Raw genomic sequence first — 25,613 nt, 5'->3', positions numbered from 1 at the left:
CGTCCAGCACCCGACGCGGCGACGCGTCCCGCGCCCTCGGCGTCCACCGGACCGCTGTGCGCAGGCGGGCCGTGGTGATCGTCGGACTCGTCGTCGCGCTGGTGCTCGTCGCCGTGGCGAGCATGCTGCTCGGCAGCAACCGCATCGGTGTCGCCGAGGTGTGGGCGGGGCTCACTCGCTCCGGGTCGAGCACCGACGAAGCGATCGTGTGGGGCTCCCGCATCCCGCGCACGCTCATCGGTGCTGCGGTCGGCGCGGCCCTCGGCATCGCCGGGCTGCTCATGCAGGGACACACCCGCAATCCACTCGCCGACCCCGGCCTGTTCGGGGTCTCGTCGGGTGCGGGGCTCGCGGTGGTGCTCGGCGTCTACGTGTTCGGGGTCACGAGCACGAGCGCGACCGTGTGGTTCGCCCTGGTCGGGGCCCTGGTCGCCAGCGTCGTCGTCTTCTCGGTGACCATCGCCGGCAGCGGCACCGCCAGTCCGGTGCCGCTCGCCCTCGCCGGGGCCGCGGTCTCGGCGCTGCTCGCCGCCCTGACCTCATTCGTCGTGCTGACCGACCAGGCCTCGCTCGACGCGTACCGGCTCTGGGTCGTCGGGTCGCTCGCCGCACGCCAGCTCGACATCCTCGGGGCGGTGTGGCCGTTCCTGGCCGCCGGGCTCGTGCTCGCGGTGCTGAACGTCCGCGCCCTCGACGCCCTCGGGCTCGGGTCCGAGCTGGCGAAGGGGCTCGGAGAGAACGTGCTCGTCGCCCGGCTCGTCGGTCTGGGCGGGATCACGCTGCTCGCCGCCGGGGCGACCGCTGCGGCCGGCCCGATCGGCTTCGTCGGCCTGACGGTGCCGCACGTCGCCCGCGCGCTCGTCGGCACCGGACACCGCTGGACCCTGCCGGTCTCCGGTCTGGTCGGCGCCGCCCTTGTCCTGCTCGCCGACGTCGTCGGTCGCCTGATCGGCGGGTTCTCCGAGGTCGAGGTCGGCATCGTGCTCGCCGTCATCGGCGGCCCGGTGTTCGTGGCCGTGGCCCGCCGCCGATCGCTGGTGTCGCTGTGAGCGGGGCAGCGGTGGGCAGCAGCGGGCGCACGCCCGGCAGCACGCCCGAGACCACCGCACCGGGCACGCCCGCCCCGGCTGCACGAACCCCCCGCCGCACCGGCATCCGCATCGGGCCCGTCGGCCTCGCCTGGCGCCCCCGGGTGTTCTGGTACACGGTCGCGTCGCTCGCCGCCGTCCTGGTGCTCATCGTCCTCGGGACGGCGGTCGGCTCGACGTGGATCGCTCCCGGGGTCGTCATCCGGTCCCTGCTCGGCCTGGAGTCCGGGCCGGACGCCTTCATCATCACCACCCTGCGCCTGCCCCGCGTGCTCACCGGCGCGCTCGTCGGCTTGACGCTCGGGGTCGCCGGCGCGCTCACCCAGACCTTCACCCGCAACCCGCTCGGCACCCCGGACATCATCGGCGTCACCGCGGGTGCGAGCGTGGGTGCGGTCGCGGCGATCGTCCTCGGCGGCGGGACGTACTCGGTGTCGTCCCTGGTGCTCGGTGGCGGGATCCCGGTGGCCGCCACGATCGGCGCCCTGGTCGCAGCGGTCCTGGTGTACGGCCTGGGCTGGCGCGGCGGCGTGCAGAGCTACCGACTCGTGCTGGTCGGCATCGGCGTGAGCGCGACCCTCGACGCGGTGACCAGCTACCTGCTCGTCCGCGCGAAGATCACCGTGGCCACCGCGGCGTCGCAGTGGCTCGTCGGCAGCCTGTCGAGCACGTCGTGGGAGAGCGTCTGGCCGCTGCTCGTGGTGGCCGTCGTCGCGGTGCCGATCGCGCTCGCGACGAGTGCAGCCCTCGGCATCGGGCAGCTCGGCGACGAGGTCGCGACGGGCGTCGGACTCGGCGTCCAACGGCACCGGCTGCTCGTCATCGCGCTCGCGGTCGTGCTGACCGCAGCCGCCGTGGCCGCCGCTGGACCGGTCGGCTTCGTCGCGTTCGTCGTCCCGCAGGTCGGGCTCCGGCTCGCCGGTACGAACCGGCCGCCGCTGCTGCTCGCCGGTGCCCTCGGCGCCGTGCTCGTGCTCGCTGCCGACCTGCTGTCCCGTTCCGCGTTCCCGTGGCAGGTGCCGGTCGGCATCATCACCACCGTGATCGGGGCGCCGTACCTGATCTGGCTCCTCGTCCGTCACCGCAAGGAGATGTCCCGATGACAGCACCACACCAGCACCAGCACCAGCACCAGCACCAGAACGAGCACCAGGGCCAGGGCAACGGCCAGCTCGACACCCCCGTCCTCGAAGCCACGGCCCTGTCCGTCGGCTACGACCGCCAGCCCGTGCTGCGCGACCTGGACCTGCGCATCGAACGCGGCACCGTCACGACGTTCCTCGGCGCGAACGGCTGCGGCAAGTCGACCCTGCTCAAGGCCTTCGGACGCGTGCTCAAGCCGCAGGCCGGCGAGGTCCTGCTCGACGGCACCCCGATCCGCAGGGAGCCGAACCGCCAGGTCGCCCGCAAGCTCGCGATCCTGCCGCAGTCCCCCGTCGCCCCAGCGGGCACCAGCGTGCTCGACCTGGTGATGCGGGGCCGGAACCCGCACCAGTCGTGGGCGAAGCCGTGGACCGCCGAGGACGCCGCCGTCGCCGAAGAGGCGATCGCCGCCACCGGTCTGACCGAGGTCGCACACCGCGACGTCACGAGCCTGTCCGGCGGGCAGCGCCAGCGCGCCTGGATCGCCATGGTCGTCGCGCAGCAGGCCCAGACGCTCCTGCTCGACGAGCCGACGACCTACCTGGACCTCGCGCACCAGCTGGAGGTCCTGCGGCTCGTCCGGCGGCTGAACCGCGAGCAGGGGTCGACGATCGTGATGGTGCTGCACGACCTGTCGCTCGCGGCGCGGTACTCCGACCGGCTCGTGGTGCTGCACGACGGCGGGGTCGTGGCCGACGGCACCCCCCACGACGTCCTCACCCCGGCACTGCTCGAGCACGCGTTCGGCCTGCACGCCCGGGTGTTCCCCGACCCGGTGACCGGTGCACCGATGATCGTGCCCGAGGCGGACGAGCACGACCCCGTCCCGGGCGCCCCGACCGAGCACACAGACGCGAGCGCCCCGACCGAGCACACGGAGCCGACGAAAACCGAAGACGCGCTGGCGAGTGCTGCGAACTTAGGTTAGCCTCTCCTAACGTGAAGACCTCCCGACGTGGCCACCTGCGCGCCGCCCTCCTGACCTCCGTGACCGTCTCGGCACTCCTCCTGACCGGCTGCTCGAGCACCGGCAACTCGAACGACTCCGACTCCGACGGCGGCACCGCCGCGTCGAAGGCCTGGTCGTACGAGGACGCCACGGGCGCCACCGTGAAGGTCGACCACACGCCGAAGCGCGTCGTCGTGCTGAACGACATCGCCCTGTCGTTCATCGAGTACGGCCTGAAGCCCGTCGGCACCTTCGGGCAGCTGACGATGGCGAAGGACGCCCGGTTCAAGGGTCTCGACACCGACGGCATCACGCAGCTCGGTACCGCCTACGGCGACATCGACCTCGAGCAGCTCGCCGCACTCAAGCCCGACCTCGTCGTCACCTCGGTCTACCCGACTGATGCCAAGGGCACGCTCGACACGAAGCAGCCCGGCTACGGCTTCAAGGACAAGGCGCAGGAGAAGCAGATCGAGGCCATCGCGCCGGTCGTCCAGGTGAAGTGGGGCGGCAAGGGCGAGGACGTCATCGAGACGATCGCCGAACTGTCCGAGTCGCTCGGTGCGAAGGAGTCGACGGTCGACGCCGCCGAGGAGCGCTTCGACACCGCGGCCGACGAGCTCGAGAAGGTCTCGAAGGAGAAGGACCTGTCGGTCGTCTCGATGTACGCCGACGGTGACGGCGCGTACGTCACCCGTCCGACCGACGAGCCGTCGCTGCAGATGTACGCGTCGTACGGGGTCGACTTCGTCGACCCGAAGCCCGAGGGCTTCTACTGGGGCATCTACTCGTGGGAGAACGCCGGCCAGATCACCGGTGACGTACTGCTGCTGTCGCAGCAGGGCTACCAGGTCGCAGATCTCGAGAAGCAGCCGACCTTCGCCGACAACGCCGCGCTCGAGGCGGGGCAGGTCCACAGCTGGACGTTCCCAGCCCTCGACTACGCGTCGCAGGCCGACTACATGACCAAGCTCGCGGGCTGGCTCGAGGACAGCAAGAAGCTGTCCTAGGACGCAACCGAGAACCGGCCGGGAGGCACGGTGCCAGCTGGCACCGTGCCTCCCGGCCGTTCGTGGTTGCGTTCCGGGCCGTCAGCCGACCGGCAATGCCGCGTTCACCGCCGTCTGCGCGTCGCGCCAGACGGCCGCGCGTGACCCCGCGTAGGTGCCGCCCTGACCGTTGGAGAACGACCGCAGGTTGTGCTTGGCGCCGTCCGTGTTGCCCTGCCAGTAGGCGGTGACGGCCCGCGTGGTCCCGCCCACCAGCCACACCTGGTCGGCCGCGTCCGTGGTGCCGGTCTTGCCGAACAGCGTCGCGCCGTCGGGGGTCTGGCCACCGCTCGCCGTCCCGCCGCGGAACGCGCCCTGCATGACGTCGAACGCGGTGGCCGCGGTCTCCGGGGACACCGCCTGCGTGCACGTGCGGGGTTGTCCGCCGAGTTCCTCGCCGTCGGGTGCGATGACCTGGTCGATCACCACGGGAGCGCAGAACCGCCCGCCGTTCGCGATGCCGGCGTAGGCCGACGCCATCGTGAGCGGGGCGATGCTCTCGGTGCCGAGCAGGGACCCCGGATTCCAGGGCAGCTCGCCACCGGTCGCCAGGTGCACCCCCAGCCGCTCGGCGACGTCGCGGATGTCGCACAGGTCGAGCTGTTCGGCCATCGACTGGTACGCCGCGTTCACGGACTGCGCAGTCGCCGACCGGACCGAGTACGGACCACGCTGCCCGGGTGAATCGTTCTTCGGCTGCCAGAACGCCGAGGTGGGTCCACCGCAGGCGGTCCACTCGCTGTGCGGGTGCGGTGTGCCGTTGACGACGGTGTCCGGGCTGCGGCCGGCCTCGATCCACGCCAGCAGGGTGAACATCTTGTAGGTCGAACCGGTCTGGAACCCCGTCGAGCCGCCGTCCGCCTGGTCGGTGGCGTAGTTCAGCGAGGTCGCCGTGCGGGGCGCGTCGGACGACCGGTCGTGGTCGGTGTTCTGCGCCATCGTCAGCACACGACCCGTCCCGGCCTCGACCGTGTTGAACGTGGCCCCCCAGCGCCAGCCGCGTCTCGGTTTTCGGGTCGTACTGGTCCAGCAGCCGCTTCTGTTGAGCGTTCAGGTCGAGGTCGAGCGTCGTCTGGATCCGGTACCCGCCGGTGCGCCACGCGTCCGCCCGCTGCTGCTTCGTCGTGCCGAGCTGCGGGAGCCGTTGGGCGATGGTCTCCGCGTGGTCACAGAAGAACTCCGCACCCACCTCGACCGCCTCGCACCCCTGCTGCGGTGCCGTCAGGTGGACGTAGTCGGCGACACGGGACAGCCGAGCCGTGCGGTACTCCTCGGTCGACAGGTGCCCCTGCTCGTGCATGGACCGCAGGATCACGTTCCGCCGGGCGGCGTTGTCGCGGTGGTGGTCCGGCGTCGACAGGTCGCGTCGCTCCGGCCACTGCACGATCGCGATGAGGGACGCCGCCTCGGCCGGGGTCAGGTCGGTCGCCGACTTGCCGTAGTAGTGCTGCGCCGCCGACTGCACCCCGTAGGTCTGGTCGCCGAAGTAAGCGATGTTCAGGTACGCCGCCAGGATCTGCTGCTTCGTGTACTGCTTCGCCAGGCTGATCGCGAGCTTCATCTCGGCGAGTTTGCGCTGCGGCGTCCGCCGGGTCGCGTCCTCGTAGGCGGCCTCGCGCTCCTCGGCGGTGGGCAGTTCGCTCGCCTGCTGGATCTTGATGTTCCGCACGAGCTGCATCGTCAGGGTCGAACCACCCGACCCGCCCTCGGTCCCGGACGTGGCGACGCTCACGAGCGACCGGACGACGGACGTCGCGTCGACGCCGCCGGTCTCGTAGAACCGCTTGTCCTCGCCGTCCACCGCGGCGTGCTCCAGCTCGTCGCTGATCTGCTCGAGCGAGAGCTCCTGCCGGTCCTGGTCCCACACGTTGGCCAGGTGCACCGGCTCGCCGCCGCGGTACGCCCAGATCTGGTTCCGCTGCGGCAGCTGCCCGATCTCGATGTCCTCCGGCAGCGACTCGAACACCCCGATCGCCGAGGTCGTGCCGACCCCGGCGACCGCGATCACCGGAGTCACCCCGACGCTCACCAGCAACCCGGCGAGCACACTGCCACCCACGAAGCCGAGCGCGGCTCCCCCTGCACGTCGCATCGTCATGTCGTCCGTTCCCCCTCGGTCGCACCACCATCGGCGCGGTCCGGAGAGGCTCGCAGTCCTGCTCGGGCGGTCGCCGTGACTTCCCCGCGGAACACCGTCGTGTCCGCTGGGAAAGTGCCGGTGCGATCCACTCCCCGCCGCCGCGCTACGATCCGGGCATGACCCCGATCGCGCCACGTATGCTGCACATCCTCTGCACGGCGTTGCTCGTCGTGGCGTTCCTGGCATCGTTCGTCGGTGGGTACGCGAACGCGAACGATTCCGGCGAGGGCGGCGCGAACATCGGTGCCGGGGCGCTGATGTTCTTCGGTGCACTCGCCGGCGTGGTCGGCATCGGGCTCGGCGTCGCGGCGCTCGTCTCCGGCCTCGTCGCCGCCCGGCGCAGCGCGGCCTGACCACCGGTCGCGCGCCGTTCGGAGCACCACGGTCGCGGTGGTGGCGGGATCGCCAGGACCGGAGGATCATCGGCCCATGGAGTACTCGACGGCGATGCTCACCGAGGAGACGTGGCCCGACTTCGCCGCGCTCGTGACCCGCAGCAACGGTGTATGGGGCGGGTGCTGGTGCATCGGTTTCCACCCGGACGGCCCACGCGGGACGCCCGACCCGACGGTGTCCCACCAGGAGGCGAAGCACCGCCACGTGCGGAACGGCACGAACCACCAGGTGCTCGTCTACGCCGACGGCACGGCGGTCGGCTGGTGCCAGTTCGGGCGGCCGGTCGAGCTGCCGACGATCCTGAACACCGGCGCGTACGCCCGCGACGCCTCGACGCCGCCGGACTGGCGGATCGGCTGCGTGTTCGTGGAGTCCCGGCACCGCGGCCAGGGGGTCGCACGCGCCGCGGTCACGACCGCGCTCGAGGAGATCCGGCGGGCCGGCGGCGGGACCGTCGAGGCCTACCCGGAGCAGACGGTCGAGCGGAAGCCGCAGCGCGGGGCCTACCTGCACACCGGGCCGGAAGAACTGTTCACGCAGTTCGGGTTCGTGCGCGACCGCCGCATCGCCAAGTGGCGGTGGGTGATGCGCACGACGGTGTGACGGCGTACCCGCTCGACGCCGCGCTGCCAGCCCGTCGCGCGTACCGTTGGACCCGTGACACGCACCGCTCCGGTACGACCGCACCGCCTCGCCCTCATCGGCGCCGCCGTGGCCCTGGTGATCGGGGTCGGACTGCTCTTCACCCCCTGGGACGGGCCGGTCATCGTGCTCGCCTGGGCGCTCATCGTCGCCGCGGTCGTCCTCGGCGCGGTGACGCTGTTCCTGGTGCGGGCTCCCCGCAGTTAGTCCCTCACGCTGGGCACTTGTCCCCTTTTCTCCCGACTGTCCGAGCGCGGCAACGGGTCTACGGTCTGTCCCGTGCGGCAACGACGCCGCACGATGACGAATCGAGCATCATGCAACGACGGATGAACCGCGTCCTCGCGCTCGCCCTGAGCCTCGGTGTCGTGGGGGCACTGACGCCGGCGATCTCGGCCCAGGCGGTCGCCACGAGCGACACCCCGGACTTCGGCAGCAACGTGACGATCTACGACCCTTCGGTGCCGGCGTCGACCATCCAGGCCGACGTCGACGCGGCGTTCAACAGCCAGCTGCGCAGCACGACGGCGCAGTTCGGCACGCAGCGGCACGCCTTCCTGTTCAAGCCCGGCAACTACGGCCGCGTCTGGGCGAACCTCGGCTTCTACACGTCGGTCGCCGGGCTCGGAAAGAACCCCGACGACGTCACGATCAACGGCGCGGTGAACGTCGACTCCGGGTGGAACGCCGGTGACGAAAAGAACGCCACCCAGAACTTCTGGCGGTCGGTCGAGAACCTGGCGATCACGCCCGAGACCGGAACCGACCGGTGGGCGGCGTCCCAGGCCGCTCCGATGCGTCGGGTGCACGTCAAGGGGAACCTCACGATGGGGCCGTCGAACCAGGACGGCGGCCAGGGGTACTCGTCCGGCGGCTACATCGCCGACACGAAGGTCGACGGCACGGTGACCTCCGGGTCGCAGCAGCAGTGGTACACGCGGAACTCCACGATCGGGTCGTGGCAGGGCGGCAACTGGAACATGACCTTCTCCGGGGTCCAGGGCGCCCCGGCGAACGACTTCTCGAAGAGCTACACGACCCTCGCCACGACGCCGATCACCCGTGAGAAGCCGTACCTGTACGTGGACTCGTCGAACAAGTACCACGTGTTCGTCCCCTCGCTCAAGCAGAACGCGAGCGGCGTCACGTGGCCGAACACCGCCGGCACCGACCTCCCGATGCGCAACTTCTACGTCGCGCACCCGGGCGACTCGGCGGCGACGATCAACGGCGCCCTCGCACAGGGGCTGAACCTGTTCTTCACCCCGGGCACGTACCAGCTCGACGCCGCGATCAACGTGCAGCGGGCGAACACCGTCGTGACCGGCATCGGGTTCCCGACCCTCGTCCCGACCAAGGGCAACTCCGTCCTGGTGTCGAACGACGTCGCGGGCGTGAACGTCTCGAACATCGTCGTCGACGCCGGCACGCAGAACAGCGCACAGCTGATCCGGCTGGGCACGGCGAACTCGCACATCGACCACGCGGCGAACCCGCAGAGCATTCAGGACGTCTTCTTCCGCGTCGGATCGAGCATCCAGGGCAAGGCGAGCGCCTCCCTGCGGGTCAACGCCGACGACACCCTGATCGACCACATCTGGGCATGGCGTGCAGACCACGGCGGTGCCCCGACCGGCTGGAACGTCAACACGGGTGCGACCGGTGTCGAGGTGAACGGCAACGACGTCCTCGCGACCGGACTCTTCGTCGAGCACTACCAGCAGTACGAGGTGCTCTGGAACGGTGAGAACGGCCGCACGATCTTCTTCCAGAACGAGATGCCGTACGACGTCCCGGACAACGCCTCGTGGCAGAGTCCGACCGGCGCCGGCTACGCGGCCTACAAGGTGGCGTCGTCCGTGACGAAGCACGAGATCTGGGGCGGCGGCGTCTACGCCTTCTTCAACACGAACCCCGCGGTGCACGCGGACCGGGCGTTCGAGGTCCCGCAGACCGCCGGCGTCCGCGCCCACGGGCTCGTCACGGTCTCGCTCGGCGACACGGGCACCATCTCGAGCATCATCAACGGGGTCGGCGGCGCGGTCCCCACACCGGCGGGCAACACCGCACCGAACCGACTCGCGTCGTACAACTGATCGGTGCCGGCGGGAGCGGCTGCTCCTGATCGGTGTCGACGGGAGCGACCACTCCTGATCGAACGACGGCCGACTGCTCCCGCCGGAGCAGTCGGCCGTCGCGCTGTCGTCAGTTCCTCCGCCGCGCACCCGCGGATCGCGGTGGGTTCGCCCGGAGGTGCTCCGCCGCTCCCCCGAGGATTCGTGCGAGATCGTCGACGTCCGCGTCCGACATCGACGCGAACAGCAGGGTGTGCAGCGCCTCGATGTGACCGGGGAAGACGGCGGTGAGCACGTCACGACCGGCAGGGGTGATCGTGACGACCGTGCTGCGTTCGTCGTCGGGCGAGGGCCCGCGCGTGACCAGCCCACGCTGCTCGAGCAGTTGCGCCTGGTACGTCAACCCGCTGCGGCTGTAGACGACCCCGTCGGCGAGGTCGGTCATGCGCTGCTGCCCGCCCGGAGCGTCACCGAGCCGGGCGAGCAGCTGGAACTGCACGTAGCTCAGGCCGCCGACGTCGCGCAGCTGCCGCTCGACCGCGTGGCGCAGCAGGCTGCTCACCTCGGTGAAGGCGAAGTACGCCCGGAGCTGCGTCGGGGTCAGGGAGTTCGGCGCGTCGGTCACGGGATCCATCATACCCGTTGCTTCGACTTCGAAGCAGTGGTAGCGTCGGCGTCAGTTGCTTCGAACTCGAAGCACATCGCGCAACACGACGAAGGGCACGATCATGCAGGCAGTACGGTTCCACGAGGTCGGCGGTCCCGAGGTGCTCCGCACCGAGGACGTCGAGCAGCCCACCCCGGCCGCCGGGCAGGTGCGACTCCGCGTCGCCGCCTCGGCCTTCAACGCGGCGGACAACGGGATGCGGGGCGGGTTCCTGCCGATCCCGGTCCAGCTGCCGCACGTCCCCGGGTACGACGTGTCCGGCACCGTCGACGCGCTCGGCGACGGCGTCGAGGGGATCGCCGTCGGGGACGCCGTCGTCGCGTTCCTGCCGATGGAACTCGACGGCGGGGCGGCCGAGTACGTCATCGCCCCGGCGGACGCGGTGGTCGCCGCACCGACGAGCATCCCGTTGGCCGACGCGGCGGCACTGCCCTCGGTGGCACTCACCGCGTGGCAGGCGCTGTTCGACGACGGGCGGCTCGAGGCCGGCCAGCGCGTGCTGGTCATGGGCGCCGGCGGCGTGGTGGGCAAGTACGCGATCCAGCTCGCCGTCCGCGCCGGGGTGCACGTCATCGCGACGGCGAGTCCGCGCAGCATCGAGGCCGTCCGGGCAGCCGGCGCCCACGAGGTGATCGACCACACCACGACCGACGTCCGCGCCGCCGTGACGGAACCGGTCGACGTGCTCCTCAACCTCGCCCCGATCGACCCGCAGGACTTCGCAGCACTCGTCGACGTCGTGCGCGACGGCGGTGCGGTCGTCAGCACCACGGCGTTCATGGCCACTCCGGACGACGAGTCCCGCGGGGTCCGGGCGGCGACGGTGTTCGTCCTGCGCAACCGCGAGCGGCTGGCGGAGCTGGTGTCCCTGGTCGACGCCGGGGCGCTCACGGTCGAGGTCACCCGGCGCATCCCGCTGACCGAACTGCCGTCCCTGCACGCCGAGGCGGCCGCGGGACGGATCAGCGGCAAGGTCGTGGTCCTGGTCGGGTGACGGCCGCACACCCCCACACCAGCACCGCCCGCACCAGCGCCGGATACGCTCGGCGCATGACGGACCAGGGGTGGCACGAGGACGTGCTCGGAGCACCGTACGAGCGGCTCGAACTGCCGCTCGGCACCGACTCCGAGGGGCCCGTCGTCGCCACCCTGGTCCGCCGCCGGCACACCCCGACCGACCTGCTGCTGCACGGTCGCGGGCCCCTGCACGGGGTCGACGTGCTCTACGTGCACGGCTGGTCGGACTACTTCTTCCAGGTCGAGCTCGCCGAACGCCTCGAGCGGCTCGGTGCCCGGTTCCACGCGCTGGACCTGCGGAAGTACGGTCGGAGCCTGCGCCCGTACCAGACTCCGGGCATGGTCGACGACCTGGCGGTCTACGACGAGGACATCGCCGCGGCCCTCGACGCGATCTCGGCCGAGCACCCCGGCTCGGACCGCCGCAGGCTCGTCCCGATGGGCCACTCCACGGGCGGCCTGACCCTGTCGCTCTGGGCTGCCCGGCACCCGGAGCTCGTGCACGGCCTCGTGCTGAACAGCCCGTGGCTCGAGTTCCAGGCCACCGCGGTCGGGCGAGCGATCGTCGCACCGGTCATCAAGCTCGGTGCCCGCCGGAACCCCCTCGCGCCGATGCCCGCCGTCGACCCCGGCTTCTACACCCGCACCGTCTCGGCCGAGGGCGAGGGGTCGTGGACCTACGAGCAGCAGTGGCGGCCGGAGCGCGGCTTCCCGCTGCACCCCGGGTGGCTCGCCGCGGTCTTCGACGGTCAGGCACAGGTCGAGAAGGGCCTCGGGATCGGGGTCCCGATCCTGGTGATGCTGAGCGACAAGAGCATGCTCCAGCCGCGGTGGGACCCCGGGATGGCGCGGGCCGACGTCGCCCTGAACGTCGACACCGTGGCGCACCGCTCGCTCTCCCTCGGCGAGGAGGTCACGGTCCGCCGACTCGCCGGCGCCCTGCACGACGTGGTGCTGTCCGCGCCGGAGGTGCGGGAACGCGCGTACGACGCCATCGGGCGCTGGGCGAGCACACTCCGGTAGTCCCGCGACGACAGTCCCGCGACGCTGGCGACTCAGTCGGACAGCCCGGCGACCGCGGCACTGGTCGCCGCGGCGACGAGCGCGTCCGACGGCTCCGCACCGGGATCGGCCCGGCTCGTCATCACCACGAGCACGACGGGTTCGCGCCCCGGCGGCGTCACGAGCGCGATGTCGTTCCGCACGCCGTAGGACGCCGTGCCGGTCTTGTCGGCGACCCGCCACGACGGGTCCACCCCGGCACGGATCGTCGCGTCCCCGGTCGTGTTGCCGAGCATCGCCTCGCGGAGCACCCGCCGGTCGGCGGCGTCGAGGGCGTCTCCGAGCAGCACGGTCCGGAGGTCCGCCGCGAACCGCTCCGGCGTCGTCGTGTCCCGTCGGTCGCCCGGGATCCCCTGGTTCAGGTCGGGTTCGACCCGGTCGACGCTCGTCGTCCGGTCTCCGATGCCGCGCAGCCACCGCTCGACGGCGTCCGGCCCGCCGAGCCGCTCCACCAGCAGGTTCGCCGCGGTGTTGTCGCTGGAGCGGAGGGCCGCATCGACGAGCTCGCGCACCGTCATCCCGGTGTCGACGTGATCGCTCGTCACGGGCGCGTACTCGAGCAGGTCACCGCGGTCGTAGTGCACGACGGTCGCCAGGTCGGCGTCGGACGAGGCGTCGAGGACCGCCGCCGCGATGAACACCTTGACCGTCGACGCGAACGCGAACTGCTCCCCCGCACGGTGCGCGATCGTCCGACCGCTCCCGGTGTCGATCGCGGCGACCCCGAGCCGTGCGTCGTACCGCCGTTCCAGCGCCGCGAAGGCCCGAGCGGTGGCGGGGTCGGTCGCCGGGTCGGTCGCCGTCGCCGCTGCCGACGCAGAAGCCGAAGCTGACGCGGACGTGGACGACGCCGGCCCGGTCGTCGCACCACCCGGCGCACCGGAACACCCCACCAGCCCGGCCAGCACCAGCGCCGTCAGGGCCGCGGCCGTCGTCCCCGTCCCATCTCGCACGCCCCGAGCCTGCCCGACGACCGTGCAACTACCCTGAGCGGCATGCCAGCTCCCGCCGTCCGCCTCACCCGCCTGGACCCCACCGGCGCCGACCGCCAGGAGTTGCTCGCGTTCCTGACGTCCGAGGAGTTCCCGTTCCACGTCCGACGGCGCATCAGCGCGGCCGACGCGGCGAGCGCCGTCGACTCCGGCGCCTACCGCGACGACGAGCACGACACATCCTGGCTCGACCACGACGAGTACGGGCGGATCGGACTGGTCCGCCTCGAGGACCTGGCGGACCCGGTCCCCCTGTTCGACCTCCGCCTGGCCGGTCGCTTCCGGGGTCGGGGCCTCGGCGCCCCCGCCCTGCGCGCGGTGACCGACCACGTGTTCACGACGATGCCGGCGATGACGCGCTTCGAGGGCCAGACCCGCGAGGACAACACCGCCATGCGCCGGGTCTTCGTCCGCGCCGGGTGGGTGCAGGAGGCCCACTACCGCGAGGCGTGGCCCGTCGACGGCGGCCCGGCCGTCGGGTCGGTCGGTTACGGCGTGCTGCGCCGCGACTGGGAGACGGGCGAGACCACCCCGGTGCCGTGGGACGACGGCGCGCGGTGAGCGGCTGACGGTTCTGGTTCACGTTCCCCGGGGTTCGTGAACCGGAACCGTCAGCGCGGACACGAACCGCCGTCCCGCGCCCGTCACGTGGCCAGCAGACGGACGGGAGGCCCGTGGCGGCGCCGCCACGGGCCTCCCGTCCGCCCGACGGTCGCGTGGCAAGGCCGCGGCAGACGCTCCACGGTGGCGCGCGCGCAGTCCGTGGTGAGCCGGCGCCGCAGATCGGGGGACGAACCTGGGGATGCACTCAAACTCGTTGCACCGAGTGCATCGATGCACCTAGTGTTCGATCTCGTGACCATCGCGACCGACCGCCGTGCTGCCCTCAAGGCGAAGCACCGTGCGGCGATCCTGCAGGCCGCTCGCGACCTGATCGACGAGCGCGGCGGCCGGGACTTCAGCGTGGACGACCTCGCTGCCCGGGCCGACATCGCCCGGCGCACCGTGTTCAACCACTTCGCCTCGCTCGACGAGGTCCTGCTGGCCGTGTGCGAGCAGGAGCTGTCCGTCATCATCGACCGGTTCCTCGCCGACATGGCCCGGACCCCGGTGGGCGACGGCAGTCGGGCGTCGATGTTCGACGAGCTCGAGTCCGCCGCCCGCGGTGCCGACCTGGCACCGGCGATCGCCAGCATGTACCGGATCCTCGGTGACCCCGGCAAGGACGACCCGAAGGCCGCGGTCCTGACCCAGACGGCGTTCTCGCGTGTGACCGAACGGCTCCGGCACGAGGTCGCCCGACGCTACCCGGCCGCGGACCCCCTCGACGCCGCGCTGCTCGTCGAGTCGCTCATGAGCGGCATCGTCGTCATCGCGGAGCACTGGCTGGCGACGTCCGGCCCCGAGCTCGACCAGCCGGCGCTCGACGCGTGGGACGACCTGCTCGCCCGACTCGTGCACAGCGTCCGCAGCGGCTACATGGCCGACGGCTGACACTGCTCCACCTCCTCGTCCCCCAGGGGTCCACCGGCGCACCCCGCACCACCAGCACCTGACAACGAAAGGACCGCAGGCACCCGCATGGCCGGTCTCCTCTACCGTCTCGGACGGTTCTCCGCACGACGCCACTGGCTCGTGATCATCACCTGGGTCGTGATCATGGCCGTCGCGGGCGTCACGTACACGCTCTTCGCCGGCACCATCTCGTCGTCGATCACGATCCCGAACACCAAGACCAGTCAGGTGCAGGACCAGCTCGCCGACAAGTTCCCGTCGGCGAACGGCGGCAACGGCACGATCGTCTTCGAGACGAAGGACGGCAAGGCGTTCTCGTCGTCGCAGCAGTCCGAGATCGACGAGTTCCTGACGAGCCTCGAGAAGCTCGACGGCGTCAAGGGCACGACGAGCGGCTTCGAGACCCAGCAGCAGCTCGACGACCAGCGGCAGAAGATCGTCGACGGCCGCGACCAGATCGAGTCCGGTCGCGCGAAGATCGAGACCGGACAGGAGCAGCTCGACGCCCAGAAGGCGCAGCTCGAGTCCGGCAAGCAGAAGATCGAGGACGCCCAGGCGCAGCTCGATGCGCAGAAGGCCCAGGCGCAGGCGGCCGCTGGCGCAGCCGTCCCCGCCGCACAGGCGCAGGCAGCGGCCGCCCAGCTCCAGCAGGCCCAGGCGCAGATCGACGCCCAGCAGGCCCAGATCGACGCCGGTGAGCAGCAGATCGCCGCCGCCCAGAAGACGATCGACACGAACAAGCAGAAGCTCGACGACAACGAGCAGGAGCTCGAACAGGGCTCGGACCTGCTCGACCTGTCGAAGGACATCCGCTTCGTGTCGGACAACGGCAGCGCCGCGATCGGCACCGTGCAGTTCACGAAGTCGACCTACGAGGTCCCCGCGGACACGAAGACCGCCATCGCGGACGACGCTGAGTCGGCCGACATCCGGGGCGTCAACGTGTACGTCTCGAACGACATTGCACAGGGTGTGCCGTCGATCCTCGGCCCCGGTGAGATCGGCGGTGTCATCATCGCCGCGATCGTGCTGCTCCTGATGCTCCGCACGGTCATCGGCGCCGCGGTCCCGCTCGTCAGCGCCGTGCTCGGCGTCGGCGTCGCCTCGCTCACCGCCCTGTCGTTCTCGAGCGTCGTCGAGTTCATCTCCGTCACGCCGGTGCTGGGGGTGATGCTGGGCCTGGCGGTCGGCATCGACTACTCGCTGTTCATCCTGAACCGGCACCGGACCCAGCTGAAGCAGGGCATGCAGGTGCACGAGTCGATCGGGCTCGCGAACGGCACCTCGGGCAACGCCGTGGTCTTCGCCGGTGCGACGGTCATCGTCGCGCTGCTCGCGCTGAACATCACGGGCATCCCGTTCCTCGGCCTGATGGGCACCGTCGGTGCGGTCGCGGTGCTCTTCGCGATCCTCATCGCGACGTCCTTCACCCCGGCCCTGCTGTCGCTCATCGGCATGCGGATCCTGCGGAAGAAGGAGCGCGCGAAGATCGGCAACACCGACTCCACGCGGATCCCGAACAAGCCGATGTCGAGCTGGCGCGCGGTCATCACGCTCGTCCTCGGCGTCGCGGTGCTCGGCACCATCGCCCTGCCAGCGACCCAGATGCGCCTGGGCCTGCCGAGCGGTTCGTCCGAGGCCGTCGAGTCGAGCCAGTACAAGGCCTACAAGACGCTCGAGCAGGAGTTCGGCGCCGGTCAGAACGGCCCACTGCTCGTCGTGGCGACCCTGCCGGAGTCGATCAGCAAGAGCGACGTCACCGCGACCGAGGTCACCATCGGCCAGGCGATCGCGAAGAACGACGACGTGGAGGCCGTGCTGCCCATCGGCGCCTCGAAGGACCGCGACATCGTCGCGTTCCAGGTGAAGCCCGCCGGCGGCCCGGACAGCGTCTCCACCGAGAACGTCGTGAAGGACCTGCGCGAGCAGACCGTCTCCACCGACGACGGCAAGGTCACCCTCGGCGTCGCCGGCAACGCGTCGGCGAACATCGACGTGTCCGAGAAGCTGTCGAACGTGCTGCCGCTCTACCTCGTGGTGGTCGTCGGGCTGTCGCTGATCATCCTGATCATCGTGTTCCGGTCGTTCCTCGTGCCGATCACCGCCACCGCCGGGTTCATCCTGTCCGTGCTGGCGTCGTTCGGCGGGCTGACCGCGATCTACCAGTTCGGCTGGCTCGGCTCGGTCTTCGGTGTGCACGACCCGGCACCGATCCTGAGCTTCCTGCCCATCATCGAGATCGGCATCCTGTTCGGTCTGGCGATGGACTACCAGCTGTTCCTGGTGTCCGGCATGCGTGAGGCCTACGCCCACGGCGCGAGCGCGAAGGTGGCCGTCCAGCGCGGTCTGCACGCGGGTCGCGCGGTGGTCACGGCGGCGGCGATCATCATGATCTCGGTGTTCGCTGGCTTCATCTTCTCGGACTCGTCCACCATCAAGCCGATCGGCTTCGGGCTCGCGTTCGGTGTGCTGATCGATGCCTTCGTCGTGCGCATGCTGCTCATCCCGGCCGCGATGCACCTGCTCGGCAAGAGTGCCTGGTGGTTCCCGAAGTGGCTCGACCGCATCGTGCCGGACGTCGACGTGGAGGGCGCGAAGCTCGAGCGCACCCACCCGGTCGCCGGCCACGAGGACACGCACACCGGCACCCACGCGCTCCCCGTGGAGCCCGACGCGAACGCGCACGACTCGGGGCACCCGCCCGCGCACCGCGCGTAGTCGACGCACCAGCGCACCCACCCTGGAGGCCCGGTGCCGGTCCACGAGACCGGCACCGGGCCTCCAGGCCGTCGCGCCCGCCGCCCCGGGTCGCGACCACACCACTTCGTGCACGAACGAAGTAGCCTGAAGGCATGACCCAGACCGCCCCGGACCCGCTCGCGCTCGACCGGCAGCTCTGCTTCGCACTCGCGGCGACGAGCCGCAGCGTCATCGGGCTGTACCGCGACCTGCTCGAACCGATGGGCCTGACCCACCCGCAGTACCTCGTGATGCTCGCCCTGTGGGAGCGTGACCCGCGGTCGGTGCGCGAGATCGCCGGCGAGCTGCGACTCGACTCCGCGACGCTGAGCCCACTGCTCAAGCGCCTGGAAGCCTCCGGCTACGTCCGCCGCACCCGCAGCGCCGCCGACGAACGCCAGCTCGAGGTGTCCCTGACGACCGCCGGGCACGCCCTGCGCGACCGGGCCCAGGCGGTGCCGCTCGCCGTCGCCGACCGGCTCGGGTGGCCACTCGCCCGACTCGAGTCCCTGAAGGACGAGCTGACCGAGCTGCTGGAGCGCGTCGACCACGTGTGATCCACGGCCATCAGTGCCATGATGGTTCGTGCACGAACGAAAGGATGCACCGTGGGACGCTTCGGCCAGTGGTACGAACGGTGGAACACGACGCTCATCAACAAGATGGGCCCCTCGCAGATCGGCGCCGGTCGCCCCGAGGGCATCGACGACCGGACGATCGACCGAGGCTGCCCCCTGTGCGGCAAGCCCCTCTCCCAGCACCAGGTGATCCGACCCGAGGGCCAGGTGCGCTCGTCGACGCTGGTGTGCCCGCGCGACTGACCGCACTGCCTGAAGAAGTGCTCCGAGGCGGAATTGCACCGGACAACTCGTCGTTCGCCCTGACGTGAAGCTCTTCGAACCCGCCTCCATCGGCGCCCTGTCCCTGTCGAACCGCGTCGTCATGGCCCCGCTCACCCGCACCCGCGCCGGCGAGCACGGGGTCCCGAACGACCTGCTCGTCGAGCACTACCGGCAGCGCGCCGGCCTCGGCATGATCATCACCGAGGGCACCTGGCCCGTGCAGGAGGGCCGCTCCTACCCCGGGCAGCCCGGCATCGAGACCGACGACCAGATCGCCGGCTGGCGCCGCGTGACCGACGCCGTGCACGCCGCCGGCGGCACGATCGTCATGCAGCTCATGCACGGCGGCCGCGTCTCGCACACCGACATCTCGCAGACCCCGCGCATCGTCGCCCCGTCCGCCATCGCCGCCCCCGGGCAGACGCACCTGGCCGACGGCTCGAAGGCCGACATGCCCGTCCCGCACGAGCTGACCACCGCCGAGGTGCAGGAGGCCGTGCAGGGCTTCGTGCAGGCCGCCCGCAACGCGATCGCCGCCGGACTCGACGGGGTCGAGGTCCACGGCGCCAACGGCTACCTGGTGCACGAGTTCATGTCGCCGGTGTCGAACACCCGCACCGACCAGTACGGCGGCTCCCCCGAGAACCGCGCACGCTTCGCGATCGAGGTCACCACGGCCATCGCCGAGGCCATCGGCGCCGACCGCACCGGCATCCGCCTGTCGCCCGAGCACGGGATCCAGGGCGTCATCGAGGACGACGCCGCCGACGTCCGCGCCACCTACACCGCCGTCGCCGAGGGCCTCGCGCCGCTCGGCCTCGCCTTCGTCGACGTCCTGCACGCCGAGCCGACCGGTGACCTGGTGCAGCACGTCCGCCGCACCGTGGGCGCGCCGTTCATCGTGAACTCGGGCTTCTCGTCGCTCACCACCCGCGACGAGGCCATCGCGATCGTCGAGGGCGACCACGCCGACGCCGTCGCCGTGGGCCGCGCCGCGATCGCCAACCCGGACCTCGCGCACCGCTGGGAGCACGACGCCGAGCTCAACGAGCCGCGTCCGGAGCTCTTCTACGGCGCGACCGCCGAGGGCTACACCGACTACCCGTCGCTGGCCGAGGCGCGCGCGACCGTCGCGTAGTCGACGCACCACCTGAGGAACGGGAGGCCCGTGGCGACACCGCCACGGGCCTCCCGTCCGTACCGGGGCCACGTCGCAGGCGTGCGCCGACGGTCAGTGGTCGAGGACCGACATCGAACCGACCACCGCGACGGCCAACGGTCCGCTGTAGGAGACGCAGACGACGCCCATCCACACGGCCCCCGCCCACGTCGCTCGCAGACGGCTCTTCCGGCGGTCGCGGAGCACCAGGCGACGCCCCGCGGCGGCGATCGCGTCGGCGTGCCCGTCCTCGAGCAACGAACGGTCGTCCTGGTACCGGGAGGCGGCGCGCACGACACGGGGCACGACCTCGCCCAGGACTGCCTCGACCTGCATCCACGGCGCAGGGCGCGACCAGTCCGCGGTCCCCGGCGCCGAGAAGACCAGCCGGTCGTCGACCATCTCGACGTTCCAGCCGGTCGCGTGGTCGACGAGCGCTGCCATCACGTCAGGGGTGAGGACGTACAGCGCGTCCCGGCCGTAGTCCTCCGGCGCCCACACCCGGAAGTGCCGGTCGAAGTCGCCCTCCAGCGACATCCGCTGCCGGTGGCGGAGCACCACCGGCAGGTCGCTGCGACGACCGTCGTTCGCCGTGGCGTCGAGGAGCAGGTGCGGCAACGCTCCGGGCAGCCGGACGGTCAGGTACGTCCAGTCCCGCGAGACCATCCAGCGCCGCAGGACGCAGCCGAACTCGACGTCCGGGACGCCGTCGACGTGCACGGGGGCGGTGCCGAACCGGGGGTGGACGCGGATACCGGAGTAGCGCGGGGTGATCATCGAGTCGAGCGGCTTCGGACGGACCGGACGCGCCGGGTACCCACTGGCCTCCCCCGTCAGCACCGCCCGAACCTCGTCCGGACGCAGGGTCCGAGGTCGTTCACCCCGGACCAGGAGCACGAGGAGCCCGACCACACCGGCGACGAGCACCACGAACCAGGCCACCCAGTGGACGACGTCGTCGACACCCGCACCGTTGTGGACGAGCCCGGTGCCCCAGACCACGAGCGCGGACGCGAGCCACGCGAGCGGGACCTCGATCGCCAGGAGCAGCGCGTTCCACCACCGCGGAGCCTGTCGCGGGCGGCGCATCCGCGGTCGTCGCGCCGTCTCCGCCGCGAACTCGTCGTCGGACGCGGTCAACCAGCGCAGATCCATCGGCCCCCCTCTGGAGAAGGATCGTAGCGTCCGCGCCGAGAACGCCCGGCGGAGCCGTCCACGTCTCCTAGGATCGACGCAGTGAGTACAGCAACGCCGGGCGAGCGGGGCCCCGCGCACCGAGCGCGCGACACCACGCGGTGGGACATCCAGGGCCTCCGCGCGTTCGCCGTCCTCGCGGTCGTCGTCTACCACCTGTGGCCGGGCGCCCTGCACGGCGGGTTCGTCGGCGTCGACGTCTTCTTCGTGATCTCCGGCTTCCTGATCACCGGGCTGCTGCTGCGGGAACAGCTCGCGACGGGCACGATCCGGCTCGGACGGTTCTGGTCGCGCCGGGCCAAACGCCTACTGCCGGCCGCGTTCCTCACCATCGTCGTCACCGGAGTCGCGGTGCTCGTCGCCGTGCCGAGCGCGCTGTGGGGGCAGTACGGGCGTGAGCTGATCGCCTCGACGGTGTACCTGCAGAACTGGGAGCTCGCGGCGAACGCCGTCGACTACCTGGCGTCGGCCGACGCCCCCTCACCGTTCCAGCACTTCTGGTCGCTGTCGGTCGAGGAGCAGTTCTACATCCTCCTGCCGCTCCTGCTGCTCGGCATCGGGGCACTCGCACGCCGTCGGTCCACGCCGCTGGCGACCGCGCGGCTGCTGCTCGGCAGCGTCGTCGTGCTGTCCCTCGTGTGGAGCATCGTGCAGACCGCCACCGACCCCGGCGTCGCCTACTTCTCCACCGGCACCCGCGCGTGGGAGTTCGCACTCGGCGGTCTCGTCGCCACCGTGCACCTGCCCGAGGTCCGCACCGAGGTCGCCCGGCGGGTCCGCCTGGTCGCCACCGGCATCGGCGTCGTGGCCCTCGCACTGTCCCTCGTCGTGATCACCCCGGAGACGGCGTTCCCCGGGATCGCGGCGCTGCTGCCGGTCGCCGGCGCGGCGCTCGTGCTGCTGTTCGGCGCGGGGACCGAGTTCGAGGACGTCGGTGCGCTCCGGCCCGTCGCCTTCTTCGGGCGGATCTCGTACGCGCTCTACCTCTGGCACTGGCCACTCGTCGTCATCCTGCCGATCATGCTGGGACGTCCGCTCGACTGGGCGACGAGTCCGGCAGTACTGCTCGTCGCGATCGGTCTGGCCACCGTGACGACGATCTGGTTCGAGGAACCGGTCCGGTTCTCGACGTGGCTGCGGGACCTGCAGCCCCGGGGCGTCGTCTCGCTCGCCGTCATCTGCAGCTTCACCGTCGTGACGCTCGGGGCAGCCACCCTGACCGCCGTCTACGTGCAGGAGGTCAACGCGACCACGGTCACGAAGCAGGTCACCGCGGAGCAGGAGGACGACGACGAGTCCTGCTTCGGTGCCGCCGCGCGCATCGGGTTCGCGGACCCCTGCGTCGACCCCGAGCTCGCCGACGTCCGTGTGCCCGCTCCGGCCGTGGCCAAGGACGACGACGACAACCGCGCCGAGTGCTGGAGCGGCACGTTCCGGCCCTGCGTCCTCGGCAAGACCACCGGCTGGTCGAAGCACCTCATCGTCATCGGCGACTCGCACAGCAACGCACTGCTCGGTGCGTACGAGAAGATCGCGGACGACAACGGCTGGCGGATCGACCTGGCCGGCGCCGGCGGGTGTTACCTCACCACCGCGCAGCAGGACTCGCTGAGCTCTTCGTCGATGCGGGGCTGCAACTCGTGGAAGCACGCCGCCATCGACTACGTCCGCGAGCACCGCGACGCCGACGCCCTGGTCGTCACCCACTCCACCACGCAGATGCCGGTGAGCCTGCCGCCCGGACCCGCCCGCGACAAGGCCACCCGCAACGGCCTGGTCGACGCATGGGAGCAGGCGGCCGGTGACGAGCTACCCGTCATCGCCGTCCGTGACAACCCGGTGCCCCGCCCCGACGTCGTCGCCTGCCTCAGCACGATGTCCGGGCCGACGACGGACGCCTGCGACCGGTCGCGCGCCGAAGCGCTCGGCACGACGGACTCGTCGGTCGAGGCCGTCGCCGCGTTCCGGGCAGCCGGGGGCAAGGCGGCGTCGATCGACCTGAGCCGCTACTACTGCACCGACACCACGTGCCCTGCGGTCGTCGGGGGCGTCCTGGTCTACCGGGACAGCACGCACATCACCGCGACGTGGGCGTCGTCGCTCGAGCCGTACCTGAAGCGTGCGCTGCAGGACCGGTTGGCGGCCTTCGCGCGCTGAGCGGGGCGGCCCGGACGGGGGGACTGAGCGCTTCATCAGACGATCGTCTGCCGAATTGCAGGACCGTCCCAAGTTGAGGGACGAAGTTGCTCGGACCATGCCGCGGCCATCAGCATCGCACAGCGCGATCGACGGCCAGCGGACGCTCGAGGCAACTGAAGGGGCACCCCCGTGCACATCTCGCGCCGAACTGCGCTCATCGGCATCACCGCCACCGTCCCGCTCGTCACGACCGCACTCGCGGCCCCGGCCGACGCTGCCACCCCCTCCGGCGCGGCCGGCTCCACCGGGTCGACCGGTTCCTCCGGCTCGTCCGGCTCCGCCGACTCGGGCGTGCTGGCCGTGCAGCGCTGGCTCAACACGACCTTCGGGCACCTGCACGGATGGGTGCACGTGGACGAGGACGGGCTGACCGGCAGCGGCACCGTGCTCGGGATCGTGCAGGCCACCCAGTCGCTGCTCGGCATCTCCCCCGTCGTCGCGACGTTCGGGCCGACGACCCGTCGGAAGCTCGAACAGCACGGCGACGTCGGGGCCGAGACGGGCGACGACGCCGCCACCTGGCGCCGGCTCGTCCAGGCCGGACTGGTCTGCAAGGGCGCCTCGACCGTCACGCTCACCGGTGAGTACGACGCGGCCACCGTCGCGGCCGTGCAGGCGCTCCGGTCCGACCTGGGTGCCGAGCCCGGCGCGCTCCCGCTGTCGGCGCACCTGTACGCCGCACTCCTGACCGTCGACCCGGTCCGGCTCGCCTCCGGCGGGTCCCGAGCGGTGCGCGCGGTGCAGCAGTACCTCAACCGCACCTACGCCGAGGCGACCGGCGGCGCGTACGGCAGCACGAGCGGACTCGTCGACACGAGCACGTACTCGGCGGCGATCCGCGCGGTGCAGGTCGCGGTGGGCGTCACGGTCGACGGCGCCTGGGGACCGGGGACGGCCGCCGCGCTCCGTGCCGCGGGCCCGAGCGTCGTCGGGGTCGGGGCCACCGGCGCCTGGGTGCTGCTCGTCAAGGCGCTCCTGGTGCTGAACGGCGAGCGCGTCGTGTTCAGCAGTGCCTACTCGGCGGCGGACGCCGCGGTGGTCCGTGCGTTCCAGCAGTTCCAGGCGTTCCCGCCCGCCGAGCAGACCGGGACGTGCGACGCCGGCACCTGGGCAGCCCTGGCGGCGAGCACGGGTGACCCGGACCGTGCGACGACCGGTGCCGACACCGCGGTGCGCCTCGACGACGCCCGCGCGGCCGCCGTCCGGGCGTCCGGTGCCACCAGCGTCGGCCGGTACCTCACGAACCACCAGCGTTCCGGGGCACTCGACAAGGCCCTGACCCCCGAGGAACTCCGTGTGATGGCGAGCGCCGGCCTTGGGCTGTGGCCGATCTTCGAGGAGGGCGGGTTCGCTGCCTCGTGGTTCACGGAGGAACAGGGCGTCCGCGACGCCCACCGCGCCCACGACGCGGCCCGGAAGCTCGGGATCCCAAAGCAGACCACCGTCTACTTCGCCGCCGACTTCGACGCGACCGCGGCGCAGGACGAGTCGCTCGTGGTCCCGTACTTCCGTGGCGTCGCCGCCGGCCTGCGGGACCGCGGGAACCTGTACAAGGCGGGCGTCTACGGCTCCCGCGCCACGTGCACCGCCGTGAGCAGCGCCGGACTCGCGCACTTCTCGTTCGTCGCCGGGATGTCGCCGGCCTGGTCGGGCAACCAGCTCGAGCCACTGCCGGGCAACTGGTCGCTCAACCAGATCCAGAACCGCACGGTCGGGTCGGGCAACGGGTCCACCGAGATCGACGCGGTGGTGGACTCCGGGCGCGACCCCGGCGTCCCCGCGGCTCGGCTGGCCGGCTGACGGACTGCCGACCGGGATCGAGCGCCGCCGTGACCACCACGACCCCGCGTGACGACGAGCCGCACGCCGTGTTCCCGCACCGTGCCACCTACGTCTTCTCGAACTTCGAGGAGGCGATCTCGATGGACTGCTACTGCGACGAGGGCGCCGACCACTTCGGCGTCTACCCGTTCTACGACGAGGTCATCAAACCGATCATCGACGATCTGACCCGACGCGTCCGGCGCCGGTTCGGGAAGGAAACCCCGTGAACACCGCACACCACACCACCCCGACCACCGTCCGGCACCGCACCCGCCGGACCGCCGCGACGGCCCTGGCCTTCGGGCTGCTCGCGGCGGGCATCGCCCTGCCGACCTCGGCGGCGAACGCCGATCCACTGCCCACGTCCGCCGAACCGACGGGTTCCACGATGACCATCTCCCACGACGGTTCCCGTCCCACGGCGTCGACGGCGGAGCTCGACACCATCGGCACGCTCATCCTCCGACGGCTCGAGCTCGCCGACCCGGTGGCGGAGTCGAAGTGGCTCAGCGGGAAGCCGGTCGCCGATCCGGTGCGCGAACAGGCCGTCGTGGACGAAGCGGTGACCCTGGCGGAGCAGCAGGGCGTCGACCCCGTGCTGGTGACCCGGGTGATCCGCGCGCAGATCGCCGCGAGCAAGGTCGTCCAGCGCGGCCTCATCAACCACTGGACGCACAACCCGTGGACCGCACCCACGACGGCACCGGACCTGACGACCATCCGCCCCCAGCTCGACGCCATCGACACCGACCTGGTGACCGCGCTCGGCCAGGCCCAGACCGTCGCCCAGGACCACCGGTGCGCACACCTGGTGGACGCCGAGCGGAAGCACCTCGACGTCGGACTCGACTCGCTGCACCGGAAGGGGATCGACGTGGCCTGGCACACGTTCTGCGCCGCCTGACGCGGGCAGGGGACGGG

24 protein-coding genes and 1 pseudogene are annotated in these 25,613 nt (G+C 71.4%); 20 read left to right on the top strand and 5 right to left on the bottom strand.

Annotated features, from left to right (window positions below; translation table 11 throughout):
• Positions 1-74 precede the first annotated feature (74 nt).
• Genes Q9R26_RS01465 through Q9R26_RS01450 form a run of 4 tightly spaced genes read left to right on the top strand, consistent with a single transcriptional unit; the run spans position 75 to position 4,190 of the window.
• Entirely contained in the window at positions 75-1,049 is a 975-nt protein-coding gene (locus tag Q9R26_RS01465; protein WP_311226361.1) for an iron ABC transporter permease, read from the top strand.
• Positions 1,046-2,191, top strand: coding sequence for an iron ABC transporter permease (locus tag Q9R26_RS01460; RefSeq protein WP_311226360.1), 1,146 nt, complete (start codon positions 1,046-1,048; stop codon positions 2,189-2,191). Before Q9R26_RS01465 ends, Q9R26_RS01460 begins: the two co-directional genes overlap by 4 nt.
• Positions 2,188-3,159: an ABC transporter ATP-binding protein gene (locus Q9R26_RS01455; RefSeq protein WP_311226359.1), complete on the top strand. Its 972-nt coding sequence runs from the start codon at positions 2,188-2,190 to the stop codon at positions 3,157-3,159. Before Q9R26_RS01460 ends, Q9R26_RS01455 begins: the two co-directional genes overlap by 4 nt.
• 11 nt (positions 3,160-3,170) lie before the next feature.
• Positions 3,171-4,190: an ABC transporter substrate-binding protein gene (locus Q9R26_RS01450; RefSeq protein ID WP_182064776.1), complete on the top strand. Its 1,020-nt coding sequence runs from the start codon at positions 3,171-3,173 to the stop codon at positions 4,188-4,190.
• An 81-nt stretch (positions 4,191-4,271) separates the two neighbouring features.
• On the opposite strand, the gene Q9R26_RS01445 is transcribed toward Q9R26_RS01450, so the two are convergent.
• On the bottom strand, positions 4,272-5,168 hold the full coding sequence (locus tag Q9R26_RS01445) for a penicillin-binding transpeptidase domain-containing protein (RefSeq protein ID WP_311226358.1): 897 nt from the start codon (positions 5,166-5,168) through the stop codon (positions 4,272-4,274).
• Between the two features lie 415 nt (positions 5,169-5,583).
• Positions 5,584-6,321, bottom strand: a pseudogene (locus Q9R26_RS01440) (transglycosylase domain-containing protein); the annotation flags it as partial.
• 164 nt (positions 6,322-6,485) lie between these two features.
• Between Q9R26_RS01440 and Q9R26_RS01435 the strand changes: the two are divergent.
• The 4 genes from Q9R26_RS01435 to Q9R26_RS01420 all read left to right on the top strand — a co-directional run bounded on the left by Q9R26_RS01435 (position 6,486) and on the right by Q9R26_RS01420 (position 9,503).
• Positions 6,486-6,722 (top strand): hypothetical protein, encoded by a 237-nt coding sequence (locus Q9R26_RS01435; protein WP_311226357.1) that lies wholly within the window; start codon positions 6,486-6,488, stop codon positions 6,720-6,722.
• A 76-nt stretch (positions 6,723-6,798) separates the two neighbouring features.
• A complete protein-coding gene (locus Q9R26_RS01430; protein WP_311226356.1) occupies positions 6,799-7,368 on the top strand; it encodes a GNAT family N-acetyltransferase in 570 nt (189 codons plus the stop codon).
• Between the two features lie 54 nt (positions 7,369-7,422).
• Positions 7,423-7,614, top strand: coding sequence for a hypothetical protein (locus tag Q9R26_RS01425; RefSeq protein WP_110862603.1), 192 nt, complete (start codon positions 7,423-7,425; stop codon positions 7,612-7,614).
• 122 nt (positions 7,615-7,736) lie between these two features.
• Positions 7,737-9,503, top strand: coding sequence for a hypothetical protein (locus Q9R26_RS01420; RefSeq protein ID WP_311226355.1), 1,767 nt, complete (start codon positions 7,737-7,739; stop codon positions 9,501-9,503).
• Positions 9,504-9,612: 109 nt separating this feature from the next.
• Here the strand turns inward: Q9R26_RS01420 and Q9R26_RS01415 are convergent, their stop codons facing one another.
• Positions 9,613-10,116, bottom strand: a complete 504-nt coding sequence (locus Q9R26_RS01415) for a MarR family winged helix-turn-helix transcriptional regulator (RefSeq protein WP_396136813.1) — start codon at positions 10,114-10,116, stop codon at positions 9,613-9,615.
• A gap of 94 nt (positions 10,117-10,210) precedes the next feature.
• On the opposite strand from Q9R26_RS01415, the gene Q9R26_RS01410 reads away from it, so the two are divergent.
• Both Q9R26_RS01410 and Q9R26_RS01405 read left to right on the top strand, forming a co-directional pair.
• Positions 10,211-11,143 (top strand): NADP-dependent oxidoreductase, encoded by a 933-nt coding sequence (locus Q9R26_RS01410; protein ID WP_311226353.1) that lies wholly within the window; start codon positions 10,211-10,213, stop codon positions 11,141-11,143.
• A gap of 56 nt (positions 11,144-11,199) precedes the next feature.
• The gene (locus Q9R26_RS01405; protein ID WP_311226352.1) at positions 11,200-12,189 is read left to right on the top strand and encodes an alpha/beta hydrolase; all 990 of its coding nucleotides are present in this window, start codon (positions 11,200-11,202) and stop codon (positions 12,187-12,189) included.
• A 32-nt stretch (positions 12,190-12,221) separates the two neighbouring features.
• Here the strand turns inward: Q9R26_RS01405 and bla are convergent, their stop codons facing one another.
• Positions 12,222-13,181, bottom strand: coding sequence for a class A beta-lactamase (bla, locus tag Q9R26_RS01400; protein WP_311226351.1), 960 nt, complete (start codon positions 13,179-13,181; stop codon positions 12,222-12,224).
• 42 nt (positions 13,182-13,223) lie between these two features.
• Here bla and Q9R26_RS01395 point away from each other — a divergent pair, with 42 nt between their 5' ends.
• From Q9R26_RS01395 to Q9R26_RS01370, 6 genes are all read left to right on the top strand, one after another.
• Positions 13,224-13,781, top strand: a complete 558-nt coding sequence (locus Q9R26_RS01395) for a GNAT family N-acetyltransferase (protein ID WP_259579941.1) — start codon at positions 13,224-13,226, stop codon at positions 13,779-13,781.
• Positions 13,782-14,075: 294 nt separating this feature from the next.
• A complete protein-coding gene (locus Q9R26_RS01390) occupies positions 14,076-14,714 on the top strand; it encodes a TetR/AcrR family transcriptional regulator (protein ID WP_163342754.1) in 639 nt (212 codons plus the stop codon).
• Positions 14,715-14,801: 87 nt separating this feature from the next.
• Positions 14,802-17,453 (top strand): MMPL family transporter, encoded by a 2,652-nt coding sequence (locus Q9R26_RS01385; protein WP_311226350.1) that lies wholly within the window; start codon positions 14,802-14,804, stop codon positions 17,451-17,453.
• A 134-nt stretch (positions 17,454-17,587) separates the two neighbouring features.
• Positions 17,588-18,031 carry a MarR family winged helix-turn-helix transcriptional regulator gene (locus tag Q9R26_RS01380; RefSeq protein WP_209134044.1) on the top strand — a complete coding sequence of 148 codons (444 nt, stop codon included), beginning with the start codon at positions 17,588-17,590 and terminating at the stop codon, positions 18,029-18,031.
• A 51-nt stretch (positions 18,032-18,082) separates the two neighbouring features.
• Positions 18,083-18,295 (top strand): hypothetical protein, encoded by a 213-nt coding sequence (locus tag Q9R26_RS01375; RefSeq protein WP_027466129.1) that lies wholly within the window; start codon positions 18,083-18,085, stop codon positions 18,293-18,295.
• 64 nt (positions 18,296-18,359) lie between these two features.
• The gene (locus Q9R26_RS01370) at positions 18,360-19,454 is read left to right on the top strand and encodes an alkene reductase (protein ID WP_209134046.1); all 1,095 of its coding nucleotides are present in this window, start codon (positions 18,360-18,362) and stop codon (positions 19,452-19,454) included.
• 93 nt (positions 19,455-19,547) lie between these two features.
• Here Q9R26_RS01370 and Q9R26_RS01365 read toward each other — a convergent pair whose 3' ends face one another.
• On the bottom strand, positions 19,548-20,630 hold the full coding sequence (locus Q9R26_RS01365) for a hypothetical protein (protein WP_311226349.1): 1,083 nt from the start codon (positions 20,628-20,630) through the stop codon (positions 19,548-19,550).
• Between the two features lie 81 nt (positions 20,631-20,711).
• Between Q9R26_RS01365 and Q9R26_RS01360 the strand changes: the two genes are divergently transcribed.
• The 4 genes from Q9R26_RS01360 to aroQ all read left to right on the top strand — a co-directional run bounded on the left by Q9R26_RS01360 (position 20,712) and on the right by aroQ (position 25,596).
• Positions 20,712-22,826 (top strand): acyltransferase family protein, encoded by a 2,115-nt coding sequence (locus tag Q9R26_RS01360; protein ID WP_311226348.1) that lies wholly within the window; start codon positions 20,712-20,714, stop codon positions 22,824-22,826.
• A 171-nt stretch (positions 22,827-22,997) separates the two neighbouring features.
• Positions 22,998-24,668: a glycoside hydrolase domain-containing protein gene (locus Q9R26_RS01355; protein ID WP_182064786.1), complete on the top strand. Its 1,671-nt coding sequence runs from the start codon at positions 22,998-23,000 to the stop codon at positions 24,666-24,668.
• 29 nt (positions 24,669-24,697) lie between these two features.
• Complete coding sequence (locus tag Q9R26_RS01350; RefSeq protein ID WP_071406470.1) at positions 24,698-24,919, top strand: hypothetical protein; 222 nt, start codon at positions 24,698-24,700, stop codon at positions 24,917-24,919.
• On the top strand, positions 24,916-25,596 hold the full coding sequence (aroQ, locus tag Q9R26_RS01345) for a gamma subclass chorismate mutase AroQ (protein WP_259362691.1): 681 nt from the start codon (positions 24,916-24,918) through the stop codon (positions 25,594-25,596). Before Q9R26_RS01350 ends, aroQ begins: the two co-directional genes overlap by 4 nt.
• Positions 25,597-25,613: the final 17 nt, after the last annotated feature.

This window comes from Curtobacterium sp. BRB10, assembly GCF_031844325.1.
Classification (GTDB): Bacteria; Actinomycetota; Actinomycetes; order Actinomycetales; family Microbacteriaceae; genus Curtobacterium; species Curtobacterium poinsettiae_A.
The sequence above is the reverse complement of the archived record's forward strand: the minus strand, read 5'-3'. Positions and strand labels throughout refer to the sequence as shown.